The sequence below is a fragment of the Rhizobium sp. BK538 genome (assembly GCF_014197575.1).
Taxonomy (GTDB): Bacteria; Pseudomonadota; Alphaproteobacteria; order Rhizobiales; family Rhizobiaceae; genus Rhizobium.
The window spans coordinates 25243-36989 of record NZ_JACIFT010000028.1 but is presented as its reverse complement, the minus strand read 5'-3'; the positions used below and the strand labels follow the sequence as shown (position 1 = coordinate 36989).

Here is an 11747-nt window from a genome sequence, read left to right as displayed (position 1 = left end):
GGCGATCCTCGGCCCGTTGCCTCCCGGATGAAGATCGTTCAATGTCGAATTTCGCTGTCATGAGTAGAATTCGGATAGCGCGCCTTTAACGCAACCGAAGACCCTGTCGAATGCTTGATCTCGACTCATATCTGCTGCGGGCATTCCTGACGGTCGCCGAAATTGGAACGGTCAACGGCGCCGCTGCCAAATTGCATCGAACTCAAGCGGCGGTCAGCATGCAAATCCGCAAGCTCGAGGAGCTCGTGGGGGTAACGCTCTTTTCTCGATCCTCCAAGGGGCTCGAGCTCACGGCTCACGGCCAGGTCATGGTGGCCTATGCCCGGGAGATTGTGCTGCTCAGCGATGAGGTCGGCCGTCGGCTCACCGGAAAGGTACTCCAAGGGCGAATCCGTCTCGGGGTCGTCGAGGACTTCGCCGCTAGTCGACTGATCAATATCCTTCGTGATTTCAGGACCCAGAACCCCAAGGTAGATATCGACATAATCGTCGAGCCCAACCGGCGTCTGGCAGAAATGTTCGAAGAGGGAAAGCTCGATCTTGCCGTATGCGACATCACCGTCCTCAACAGGAAACCTATACTGATCTGGACCGAGTATCTGACATGGGTCGTCAGATCGGATTTTGTGGTCGACGCCAGCAAACCGCTCCCCGTTATCATGTTTGATGAAGGCTGCCCCTGGAATCTCCAGACCATAGCGACGCTGTCGCAGCGAAACATAAAATGGAAGACGGCCTGCGTCGCTTCCACGTTGGTTGCCATGGCGACGGCGGTCAGGGTCGGCATCGGTGTCGGTCCCATGCTCGAGGCAACGATCCCGGAGGGATGTCGTGCGCTCGACAAGGCCGCCGATCTACCTGGCGCTGTGCGCATCGAGATTGGATTTTATGCTCAGTCAGAGGCGTCCGAAGGCGCCCGTTATCTTGTCGAGTTCGTGTCGCGACACACCGCGATGACCGACCGCCCATAACATTCCGTTATAGCCGCGAAAAATAAAACGGCCTGTTCAACTGGCGCGGTGGCTGCAATTTGGCCTTGGCAGCAACCGACGCGCCAATTGAAACAGGGAAACCGGCCGATGGCTATCGAGCACCCGACCGTCGACGAGGAGTCGCCACTTCAAACAGTCCATATCATCGGCCAGACCGCCAGTTTCGCCGCCGGGGGCAGCGTTCGTGCACAGGCTGCCGAGATTCTTGATCGCATCGATGCCCTGCTCGCGATGGAGGGCACGGACAAGTCAGAACTGATCCAGGCCAACATCTGGCTTCGCGATCTCGGGTCTTTTGCCGAAATGAACGCGGTTTGGGAACAGTGGGTGCCTGCGGGCACAACGCCTCGCCGAACAACTTTTGAAGATCATGGTCTGCCAGCACCATGCGACCTTCGAATCGACGTGATCGCCTGGCGAAAGAACCAGGAGTCCGCCTCGTCGTAAGGGCGTTGACGGGATGCCTGCCGCAGAAAACGGCGCCTCCCGAAACACGTCCCGCAGGAATTCGCATCGCTCGTCAAGAAACCGCTTGAGCAGCGCCCTGCCGTTTGCATCGCGCTCGTTCAACTCAGCGACCAGGCCGTCGATCGCGTGCGCTGGAAGGCACTGAGCGGGATACCCCGACAGGCCAGCCTGTAAACGTATCGATCACAGCCCACCGGCCATCGAAGATCTTGCTGTTTTCAGCGCGATAGCGGGGGTGCTGACCGGTAGGACGCTCCGAACGAGCCATGACGCCCATCTGCCATCGTGGAATGCGTGAGATACGGATTGTAGGGCATCGAGCGGCGCCGCTGTACGCACTTAGTTAGGTGCCTCCCGTATCCCCGCGATTGTCAATTGGCAGTGATACGCGCGATTTTGCGTGTGGCCGCGAGACCTCTGTGGTCAAAATATCCATTTCCATCCATGAGGTGCCAGGTGAGCAACTCTTCAAACGAAGCACGGTTGGATAAGATGGTCGCAGCAAACAATGCTGCCGGGCAGTAGCTGTCGAAGGAGATGGTGTGATGCTTTGCGAGCGGCGGTTCGAGCGGCCAATCGCCGCCGCCAATGTCGATGCCGTCAGCCGAAAGCCGCACTGTCATACCTTCGAGCCCGAAGTTGGCCTTCGCGAGCCAGGCGAGGAGCCGCGCAATCTCTTTTTCGGCTTGGAGGCGGGCATCCCGATGCCCAGGCTTGCGGTATGCTTTGGGCTGCCCCAGGTCAAAAATTCGGTCGAGGGTGGACGGGATGATCGAAGCGTCCAAGACACGGCCTCCCGGGAAACGAGCCATTCTCAGGCGCTTGCTGCAAGCTTACCGCGGATGTTGATTGCGAACTGCCATTTGGACCTCGATGCTGACAGCCACCTGAAACGAGCCGCGCGCAAGGAGACGCAGTTCACCTGCGCCTCCAAGCTTGGGCTTTCGCAGTCACTCCCCTTCGACGATTTCCTTCGGCAAGGGCGAGCCGTGGTACTTTTGGTAGATCTCGTTCAGCTTGCCGTTCTTCAGGTTCTCCTTGATCCACTCGTCGAGCTTCGCAAGCAATTGTGGCTCGCCCTTGCGCACGCCAATCGCAAGGTTGAGAACACGGATGGTGATCTTGGGTTCAAAGGCCTTCGCCGTATCCTTTTCATGGATCTGCTTCACGAGCGTTGCCGATGTTGCAATGATGCCCGCCTGCCCTGACACGGCCGCAGTCACCATGGTCGCGTCGTCATCGTAGCGGGCGATCGTAAAGCCCTTTTCCGACGCCAGCTTGGTCAGCTCGGTATCCTGCGTGGTGCCGCGGGTAACAGTTACCGTCTTCCCCTTCAGGTCGGCCCAGTCTTTTATTGGTGAGGCAGCAGGTGCCGCAATCACGGAAAGGAGACCCGCGTATGGCGTCGAAAAATCGATGACCTTCTGTCTCTCGGGCGTTACCGACAGTGTCGAGATGACAATGTCGGCTTTATTCGTCTGAAGATTAGGAATTCTGGTGGCGCCCGTCGTCTGGATGAACTCCAGTTGAAGCCCCCAGTCCTTTGCCAGAAGCTCGGCCGTCTCGACATCCGAGCCAACGGGCTTCAAGTTCGCATCCAGCATGCCGGAAGGCGGAATGGCAAGGTCGGTCGAGATCCGGATCTTTTTTGCCGCCATGATGTCGCTCAGCGTGTCGGCGGCCGCCGGCACGGCACTCGCCGCCGTAAGCCCGAGAATTGCCAGCATGGCAAGGGATTTCGTAAGTTTCATAGGTTCTCCTCCAGGTTTGATTTGTGATTAGAGATCGTGGCTGAGGAAGTCCTTGAGCTCGGCCGTAGCCGGTGCGTTCAGGATTTCCGCTGAGCCCTGCTCGTGAACCAGGCCGTGATGCATGAACACGACCTTCGTCGCGACCTTTCGCGCAAAGTTCATTTCGTGGGTCACCATGATCATCGTCATGCCGCTGGTGGCCAATTGCTCGATGACCCGCAGAACTTCGCCGGTCAGCTTCGGATCGAGTGCGGATGTCACCTCGTCAAAAAGCATGACCTTGGGTTCCATTGCCAGCGACCGGGCAATGGCGGCACGTTGCTGTTGTCCGCCTGAAAGCTGCTCAGGATAATTGTCGACCTTGTCCAAAAGACCAACCCGGTTGAGCGCGTCGGCGGCAAGGTCCCTCGCCTCAGACCTGGCAATGCGCTTCACCGAGCGCGGCGCGAGCATGACGTTTTCGCCGATTGTCAGGTGCGGAAACAGGTTGTAGCTCTGGAATACGATACCAACGTCGAGCCGGAGCTTGCGCAAATCCAGCTTGGGATCGTCGACCCGGTGGCTTGCGACCTCAATGCGGCCGCTGTCAACCGTCTCGAGCCTGTCGATGCACCTCAGCGCCGTGCTCTTGCCCGAGCCGCTTGCGCCGATCAGGGTTGCGACCTCTCCCTTCTCGACCGAGAACGTCACTCCCTTGAGAACCGGAATGGCGCCGAAGCTCTTCTTTACTTCATTCAGGGCAATCATTTGCATGTGCGTTTCTTTCAAGCTGGGACTGCGGCGTTGGCACGCCCGCGCATTCTCGGACCTCTTCGTTCAAGCCGCCGGCTGAACACCGAAAGGGGAAAGCAGAGGCAGAAATACAAGGCCGCGACGATCAGGTAGATCAGGAAAGGCTCGAAGATCGAGTTGTTGATGAGCTGCCCGGCACGGGTGAGCTCGACGAACCCGACGACGGATGCCAAGGAGGTATTCTTGACGATCTGGACGCTGAACCCGACGGTCGGCGGCGTTGCCAACCGAATGGCCTGGGGCAAGATCACCTTGAACATGCGCTGCGGCTTCGACAGGGCGAGGCATTCGGCAGCTTCCCATTGCGACTTCGGAACAGCTTCCAGGCAACCACGCCAGATCTCTCCGAGATAGGCGCTGACGTAGATCGTCAGCGACAGCCCGGCTGCAAGCAGCGGCGTGATCGAATAGCCAAGCGCGGGCAAACCGAAATAGATGATGAACATGATCACGAGGAGCGGCGTGCCCTGGATGAGCTGGACATATCCGCCTGAGATCAGCCGCACCGTGAGCATCGGTGCGATCCGGGCAAGAGCGACAGCAAATCCGCCGATGCCCCCGCCGATGAACGCCATAGCGGTCAAAACAATCGTCCACCATGCGCCTTCCACCAGAAACTGCAGGTGGTTGATATTGAAAGCAGTTGTCATTTCATGGCCCTCTCAAAGAGGCGTTCCAAGTCGACGCCGGCGCGGGAATAGCGCAAGGCCAAGCGCCCAGAACCCGGTCCGCATGACGAGCGACAGACCGAGATAAAGTGCGGCGACGACGATGTAGGTTTCGAATGGACGGTAGGTATCCGACTGGATGAAATTTGCCGCCGCGGTCAGCTCTTCCGTCGATATCTGCGAGGTGATCGACGACGCCAGCATCAGCAGAATGAACTGGCTGGTTAGGGCCGGATATACCCGCTCCATCGCCGGACGCAGCCCGACATGCCAGTAGAGCTGGACAGGCGACAGGCCAAGACATTCGCCCGCCTCCCATTGGCCCTTCTGGATGGAATCGAAGCCAGCGCGCATGATTTCTGCCGTGTATGCACCCACGTTCACCGTCAGCCCTATGACGGCAACAACAATTGCCGAAAACGAGAAGCCGAGACTGGAAAGCCCGAAATAGATGACGAAGATCTGCACCAGGAACGGCGTGTTTCGGATGCATTCGACGTAGGCGGCGGCGATCGCGCGGATGGCAAGGCCGCCGGATCTGCGGGCTATGGCGAAAGCGGTTCCGATGACGAAACCCGTCACGGTCGTGATGAGCGCGAGCTTGGCAGTCAGCTCCAGGCCGTTGACCAGCATGTCCCACCGCTCAAGGACGACTGAAAAGTCAAACATCATGGGTGGACATCCGCAACCGTTGCAACCGACCCACCGTGACCCGTCATCCGGTCGTAGACGCGAAACAGAGCCTGATTGCCGTTGGACCCCTCGCCGTGGGCGCGGGCCTCGACGTACTGCGACGTGACCAGCGCGGTTGCAGGCAGCGGAACGTCCCGTTGTCCAGCCATCTCAAGGACCAGCCGGAGGTCCTTCAGCATCAGGTCGATGCGAAAGCCGGCCTGCGCGTCCCCGGCGATCATCGAGGGGCCGAGCTTCTCGAGCATCCAGGACGACGCCGATCCGCCGAGCAAGACATCACGCATCTGGGAGAGATCCACGCCGCTTGCACGACCCAGCACCAGCGCCTCGCAGACTGCCTGGATGTTGATTGCACAGATCAGCTGGTTGCAGAGTTTCACGGTCTGTCCAGCACCTGAGGTGCCGACATATGTGACTGTTGTTCCCATCGTCTTGAGGACGGCCAACGCGCGGTCGAAAGCAAGCCGCTCTCCACCAACCATGATCGTCAGCGCGGCATTCTTCGCTCCAATTGGCCCACCGGATACCGGCGCATCGAGCATGCAGATCTCATTTGCGGCGAGGTCGACTGCAAGCCTGCGCGTTGCCTCAGGCGAGATCGTGCTCATATCGATATAGACGCCGCCGCTCTTCATGTTGGCGAGCACGCCGTTCGAATAGACAACCTCTTCGACCTGTGGCGTGTTCGGGAGCATGGAGATCGCAACCTCAGCATCCTTGAGCGCATCCGCCACCGATGCGCAGCGCTCGGCGCCCTTTGACACCAGCGCGTCACACGCGCTCGAAGCGATGTCGAACACCCTCACAGGATATCCCGCGGCGACGAGATGCCCGGCCATCTCGCGTCCCATTACGCCAAGCCCAATGAATGCCACTTGCGGCAAACGCTCCTGCGTCATGTCGCTCACTCCTCCTGAAAATTTCTGACGTTTCGAACGCGCTCAGATGCCTCGCTCCAGCGCGGCAAGCTTCTCCACACGGCGCACGAAATCCTCGTTCCGGTCGAATTGCGCGCCGAGATAGGCGGCAACGAGGTCTCGTGCGAGCCAGGGTCCGACGATCTGAGCACCAATGCACATGACGTTCACGTCATCATGCTCGACGCTCTGGTGAGCGGAATGCACGTCGTGGCAAACCGCCGCCCGGATGCCGTTGATCTTGTTGGCGGCGATCGCAGCACCAACGCCGGTGCCGCAAACAAGAATACCGCGTTCTGCCGCCCCTTCGCGCACCCTGGAGCACAACGCGCGGGCGATATCCGGGAAGTCGACCGGCTCCGGCGTGAAGCTGCCGATGTCCTCAATCGTGTGGCCAGCTTCCTTGAGGTAGGCGACCACGTCCGCCTTGAGGGGAAATCCTGCGTGATCGCTACCGATTACAATCTTCATGGTCTTCGTCTTTCCTTGAATGAAATTGCTATTTGGAAGATGCGGTACTTGCTGCGCCGATAACCCGCAGGCTCGCCCGGCGGCGGAAGTCGGCGCCAATTTCAAAATGCTTGTCCAACAGCGTGTCGGCGGCAACCCGATCGCGCGCGATCAAGGCGTCGAGAATTGAACGGTGGTGATCGACCAGGAACTCTTCGATCCCCTCGACCTGAATTATCTTTTCACGACGCTCGAGATGGGAACGCATCATCAACTGCGCGATCGATGCGTAAAGCGTGACGAGGGTCGGCGAATGTGACGCCTGGACAATCGCCTCATGAAATTGAAAATCGGCAAGGCCACCCTGCTCGGGATCGTGGATCGTCTCAACGATGTAGCCAAGCGCATCCGTCAGGCGAGCGAAGTCCTGCTCCGTCGCCCGCTGGCAAGCGAGACGCACGGCATGATGCTCGATCGCCTTTCGTGCCTCCATGATGTCGCCGATCACGTCCGACTGGTGTGCAAGCATGAAACTGAAAACGTCGCCAAGCGCCGTTACGTCCGGTCGCTTTACGACGGTCCCCACCCCATGGCGGATTTCGACGGCCCCAACCATCGCAAGAGCGCGCAGCGCCTCTCTCAGCACAGGTCGGCTGACATTGAGTTGGGACGCCAGTTCCCTCTCGGGCAGCAGCAGATCTCCAGCCTTCAGTTCGCCCGACAGCAGCTGATCACGCAGGAACGACACCACACGGCTATGGGCACCGGTATCCGACTGGGATCTGCGAACTGATTTTTCTAAGGTCATGTAACTTCCCTTCAGTGGTAAGACCACTTATATTGCCACTGTCGGAGCCGAGTCAAGCCATTCAGGTGAGATTCATATTTACAACACGTTTTCAGATGCTTAGTTCAGCTCTTCGCGAACTAGCCGCAAGTTTGGAGTTCACCGTGATAACTGTCTTGGGATCAATCAACGTGGATCTCGCCGCTGATACGGAGCGCCTTCCCCTTCCCGGGGAAACGGTCGCGGGCCATCGGTTCACCATTGCGCCAGGGGGCAAGGGAGCGAACCAGGCACTTGCTGCCCGACGCGCAGGAAGCGATGTCCGGTTGGTGGGTGCGGTTGGCAATGACCGGTTCGCTGCAATTTCGTTGGAGATCCTCAAGGCCGAGGGCGTTGATCTTTCCGCAACGCAAGTGTTCGGCAATCAGACCGGAACGGCCGTCATCTACGTCGCAGCCAATGGGGAGAACATGATCGCCGTCGTACCCGGAGCGAACGCTTCGGTATCAACCTCCCAGGCACTTGAGGCCGTCGACGCAATGAATTCAGGTGACATGCTGATGCTTCAGCTCGAGATCCCCGCCGCCACCATCGAGCGCGCAATCGAGGCGGCAAGGCGCAAGGGCGTCCGGACGGTGCTGAACACCGCACCGTTGACGAAGGAGGCAATTGAGCTCGCAAGGTCCGTCGACATCCTGGTGGCAAACGAGACCGAGTATGATTTGCTCGTGGGTCGGAACCCAGGCCAGTCTGATCGGGCGGGCTCCCTAAGGGCGCTTCATGCCGAAAACGGCCAAACGATCGTCGTCACACTGGGTGCTGAAGGGGTTGTTGCAATCCATCAGGGCGAAATCGTCTCGGTCAAGGGGCTGAAAATCGATCCAGTCGATACGGTTGGCGCGGGCGATACCTTCTGCGGATATTTTGCCTCCTCGCTCGACCACGGCCTCGCGCTCCCGGACGCATTGCGAAGGGCGGCGGTCGCTGGTTCCCTTGCATGCCTTTCATCCGGAGCGCAGCCCGCAATCCCTGCGCGGCTCTTGGTCGAAGCCAATTTGTAGGAGGTGCGTTCGAGGGACGACTGACGGGTGCTTTGGTCAAAACGGCCACTTTGACCCTGAGACGTGCTTTGCGCCTTGCTCAAATCGGCAACGCCCCTCGATTGTCCATGGCGCTCTTTCGGCAAGCGGACAATGTGCATCTATACAGGCATCGCCAGGAGAATGGTCGCTGATGCACCTGACTGGTTGAGGAGCGCGCGTGCTTCGCCCGGTCCCAGCCTGCAACTATCCAGTTGTCTCAGCGTGACAGTCTCGGTCTCTGTCTGAACTGTTACTTCGCCCGAAATCACCACGTAGATTTTTTCAACGCCGGCGCCCTTCAAGGAGGTTCGCGCGCCGGGTAGCAGGTGCGACAGGCCAATCCAGATCGTGTCGGTGTCAGTCGCTTCCTTGCCCTGAAGGCGCAGGCATTGCATGTCATAGTGCTCGGCCGCTTCGTAGGGCCGAGCTTCGTTGTAGCGTGTTACTTGCATGTCGCTTGCCTCAAGGCTTCAACAATACGCGGTCCGCCGTTCCGCGCAGGACAGACGCATATGCCTTGGCCGCATCATCGAGCCCGTAGCAGCTGGCCGGATTGATCGGAAAGGGCTTGAGCAGCCCTTCCTCGAACTTCGCTCTCAGCCGGTCGAAGATCCGCGCTCCGTCGACCGACGACAGTGCGAGCGTATCGATGCCGATATATTTGTGGCGGCCGCGGAAGAAGTTGAAGATATCGAACGGCACGGCGCGATCGAAGGTAGAGATGAAGATCTGCCGCGCCTGTTTCGCCATCGCCTTGTTGGCCAGTTCGAAATACGGGCTGCCGACGGTGTTGAAGACGATGTCGGCGCCATGGCCGTCGGTCCGCTCGCGAACGAACGTCGCCACGTCATCCTTGCTGCTATCGAGCATTTCGACCGGGCCGTTGGTGTGGCCCATCAGCGGCTGGGCATTGTATTCGACGGCAAAGACCTTGGCGCCGGCCAGCGTCGCGAGCTGGATTGCCGCCTGGCCCACCTTGCCGTTGCCGCCGCAGACCAGCACGACATCGGTTGGCTGGACGCCACCGGCTTCACGCAGCCCCTCATAGGCGGTGATAAAGGGAACACCGATCGAGCCCGCCTCCTCCATCGTGAAATTGGCGGGCTTCTGGCGTACGGCCTTCTGGTCGAGCACCATCCATTTGGCATGGCTCCCGTCCTGGCTGATGCCGAGCTCACCGCCGCCGCCCCAGATCTCCATGCCGATGAGGTGCTTTGGCCCCTCGCGCACGATGCCGCCGAAGTCGCGGCCCGGCGTGCGCGGCCACACCGCATGCGGCATGTGCCCGAGCGAGGCCTTTACGTCGCTCGGATTGACGCCCGCCGCCATGATCTCGACGAGGACCTGGCCAGGTCCGGGATGCGGTACACAGGTATCTTCGATCTTGATCTGCAGGTTGTCCAGATCCGGCGAGGGAACCGTAACGCGCAGCGCCCTGCCGACCTTTGCATCAATCTGAATGTTCATTGGTATTGTCCTTTCTGAGGCCGGATCGGCCATCGGGATTTCAGGCCTTCAGGTTGAGAATTTGGCGCGCCTGCGACGGCTCGGCGATGCGGCCGCCGAGCTTTTCGATGATGTCGCGTGCGCGCTCGACAAGTTCGCCGTTTCCCTTCGCAAGCACGCCCTTGGCGATGTATGAATTGTCTTCCAGGCCGACGCGCACGTGTCCTCCAAGCAGGTAGGATTGTGCGACCATTGGAAACGACATTCGTCCGACACCGAACCCGCTCCAGACCGCATCCGAGGGCAGCATGCGCGCGGCGGTCGCCATGACATCGGTCGTCGAGGGAAAGCCGTATTTGACGCCGGTGACGATGGTGAACATTGCCGGCGACTTAAGGACGCCGGCGGCAAGCAGGTCCCGGGCAAGCTGGATATGGCCGGTATCGAACACCTCGAGCTCCGGCTTCGAACCGGCGCCTTGGATGATTTCCGCCATGATCTTGATGTTGCCGGGCGTGTTGATCACGACCTCGGAGCCGAAGGTCATCGTATTGAGATCGAGCGTGGCGATATCGGGTTTCAGGACGACGATATGCTCCACGCGCCTTTCGGGCCGCATCAGCGTTGTCCTTGGTCCGGCGACCGCCGGATTCTCGTCGCTCGGATGATAGCGCCCCCCCGGTCCCGTCGTGATGTTGAGGATCAGGGCATCGTTCTTCGCCCGGATACGCTCGACGACTTCGCGATAGTATCCAAGCTCCATCGACGGCTTGCCGGTTTCGGGATCGCGCACGTGAATATGGGCAATTGCGGCGCCGGCATCGGCGGCTTCAAGGCAAGAATTGGCGATCTCCTCGGGCGTCACCGGCAGTCCGGGATGGTTTTCCCGCGTTGTGAGATTCCCGGTGACAGCGCATGTGATGATAACGTTCTGCTGCATCAGAGATGCCTCCCTCCGTCGACGACGAGACGAGTGCCCGTCGAGAATTTGAGATGGGTCGCGCAGGCGAGGATGGCCTCGGCCACATCGGTCGGCGTCGTGATACGCTTCAGCGGCGTTGCCGCAGCCGCCTTGTCCTTGAACTCCTGGCCGCGACCGGGAACAAATTCGGTATCGACCACGCCTGGTGAAACGGCCATCACCCGGATTGCCGGGGCAAGCGCTCGCGCTAGCGAATTCGTCATGATGTCGAGGCCTGCCTTGGCGCCGCAGTAGGCGATGTTCGACCCGATGCCGGTGAACGCCGCAATCGACGAGACATTGACGATAAGACCGTCGTCGGTGGCAGCCAGCGCCGGCGCAAAAGCCCGGATGGTCGCAAAGACCCCGCGCCAGTTGTTGACAAAGACCTGGTCGATGATCTCGTCGGTGAGCGCCTCGAGATCGGCGTGCGGCACCGGCTTCGTAACGCCGGCCGCGTTTACCAGGATGTCGGCGCGTCCGCAGGCCGAAAGCGCCGCGGCATGGAACGCCACGATCGACGACGTATCTTCGATCGCAACCGGAAGCGCGATATGGCCGCTTCCCGGCAACGCCTCCGAGAGCGCCCTCGCCTTCGCCTCCCCGGATCGATAGCCGATCACCACTCTCGCACCCGCCTGGGCAAGGAGGCGGCACGCCTCACTGCCGATGCCGCCGGAGCCACCGACCACGACCGCGACCCGGCCCTTGAGAGCATCGGATTGAACAATCTCGCTCAT

At 60.0% G+C, this 11747-nt stretch carries 15 protein-coding genes; 3 read left to right on the top strand and 12 right to left on the bottom strand.

Features of this window, described 5'->3' with window-relative positions:
* The first annotated feature begins 110 nt into the window (after nucleotides 1-110).
* Nucleotides 111-971 (top strand): LysR substrate-binding domain-containing protein, encoded by an 861-nt coding sequence (locus tag FHX09_RS26190; RefSeq protein ID WP_183721498.1) that lies wholly within the window; start codon nucleotides 111-113, stop codon nucleotides 969-971.
* 108 nt (nucleotides 972-1079) lie between these two features.
* Nucleotides 1080-1439, top strand: coding sequence for a Rid family hydrolase (locus FHX09_RS26185; protein WP_132592614.1), 360 nt, complete (start codon nucleotides 1080-1082; stop codon nucleotides 1437-1439).
* 392 nt (nucleotides 1440-1831) lie between these two features.
* Here FHX09_RS26185 and FHX09_RS26180 read toward each other — a convergent pair whose 3' ends face one another.
* The 8 genes from FHX09_RS26180 to FHX09_RS26145 all read right to left on the bottom strand — a co-directional run bounded on the left by FHX09_RS26180 (nucleotide 1832) and on the right by FHX09_RS26145 (nucleotide 7539).
* The gene (locus FHX09_RS26180; RefSeq protein WP_132592616.1) at nucleotides 1832-2245 is read right to left on the bottom strand and encodes a hypothetical protein; all 414 of its coding nucleotides are present in this window, start codon (nucleotides 2243-2245) and stop codon (nucleotides 1832-1834) included.
* A 165-nt stretch (nucleotides 2246-2410) separates the two neighbouring features.
* On the bottom strand, nucleotides 2411-3211 hold the full coding sequence (locus FHX09_RS26175) for a transporter substrate-binding domain-containing protein (protein WP_132592618.1): 801 nt from the start codon (nucleotides 3209-3211) through the stop codon (nucleotides 2411-2413).
* A gap of 27 nt (nucleotides 3212-3238) precedes the next feature.
* The gene (locus tag FHX09_RS26170; RefSeq protein ID WP_132592620.1) at nucleotides 3239-3964 is read right to left on the bottom strand and encodes an amino acid ABC transporter ATP-binding protein; all 726 of its coding nucleotides are present in this window, start codon (nucleotides 3962-3964) and stop codon (nucleotides 3239-3241) included.
* 11 nt (nucleotides 3965-3975) lie between these two features.
* Nucleotides 3976-4653 carry an amino acid ABC transporter permease gene (locus FHX09_RS26165; RefSeq protein ID WP_184450831.1) on the bottom strand — a complete coding sequence of 226 codons (678 nt, stop codon included), beginning with the start codon at nucleotides 4651-4653 and terminating at the stop codon, nucleotides 3976-3978.
* 12 nt (nucleotides 4654-4665) lie between these two features.
* A complete protein-coding gene (locus FHX09_RS26160; protein ID WP_184450829.1) occupies nucleotides 4666-5343 on the bottom strand; it encodes an amino acid ABC transporter permease in 678 nt (225 codons plus the stop codon).
* Nucleotides 5340-6263 (bottom strand): NAD(P)-dependent oxidoreductase, encoded by a 924-nt coding sequence (locus tag FHX09_RS26155; RefSeq protein ID WP_132592626.1) that lies wholly within the window; start codon nucleotides 6261-6263, stop codon nucleotides 5340-5342. The genes FHX09_RS26160 and FHX09_RS26155 overlap by 4 nt, the downstream gene beginning before the upstream one ends.
* Nucleotides 6264-6305: 42 nt before the next feature.
* A complete protein-coding gene (rpiB, locus tag FHX09_RS26150) occupies nucleotides 6306-6752 on the bottom strand; it encodes a ribose 5-phosphate isomerase B (protein WP_132592628.1) in 447 nt (148 codons plus the stop codon).
* 28 nt (nucleotides 6753-6780) lie between these two features.
* Nucleotides 6781-7539, bottom strand: coding sequence for a FadR/GntR family transcriptional regulator (locus FHX09_RS26145; protein ID WP_132592630.1), 759 nt, complete (start codon nucleotides 7537-7539; stop codon nucleotides 6781-6783).
* A 143-nt stretch (nucleotides 7540-7682) separates the two neighbouring features.
* On the opposite strand from FHX09_RS26145, the gene FHX09_RS26140 reads away from it, so the two are divergent.
* On the top strand, nucleotides 7683-8579 hold the full coding sequence (locus tag FHX09_RS26140; RefSeq protein WP_132592632.1) for a ribokinase: 897 nt from the start codon (nucleotides 7683-7685) through the stop codon (nucleotides 8577-8579).
* A 140-nt stretch (nucleotides 8580-8719) separates the two neighbouring features.
* Here FHX09_RS26140 and FHX09_RS26135 read toward each other — a convergent pair whose 3' ends face one another.
* From FHX09_RS26135 to FHX09_RS26120, 4 genes are read right to left on the bottom strand one after another with little or no spacing between them, the layout of a single operon-like run.
* Nucleotides 8720-9052, bottom strand: coding sequence for a cupin domain-containing protein (locus FHX09_RS26135; RefSeq protein ID WP_132592634.1), 333 nt, complete (start codon nucleotides 9050-9052; stop codon nucleotides 8720-8722).
* Between the two features lie 10 nt (nucleotides 9053-9062).
* Nucleotides 9063-10067: a zinc-binding alcohol dehydrogenase family protein gene (locus FHX09_RS26130; RefSeq protein WP_184450827.1), complete on the bottom strand. Its 1005-nt coding sequence runs from the start codon at nucleotides 10065-10067 to the stop codon at nucleotides 9063-9065.
* Between the two features lie 40 nt (nucleotides 10068-10107).
* Entirely contained in the window at nucleotides 10108-10986 is an 879-nt protein-coding gene (locus tag FHX09_RS26125) for a 3-keto-5-aminohexanoate cleavage protein (protein ID WP_132592638.1), read from the bottom strand.
* Entirely contained in the window at nucleotides 10986-11747 is a 762-nt protein-coding gene (locus FHX09_RS26120) for an SDR family oxidoreductase (RefSeq protein ID WP_184450821.1), read from the bottom strand. The genes FHX09_RS26125 and FHX09_RS26120 overlap by 1 nt, the downstream gene beginning before the upstream one ends.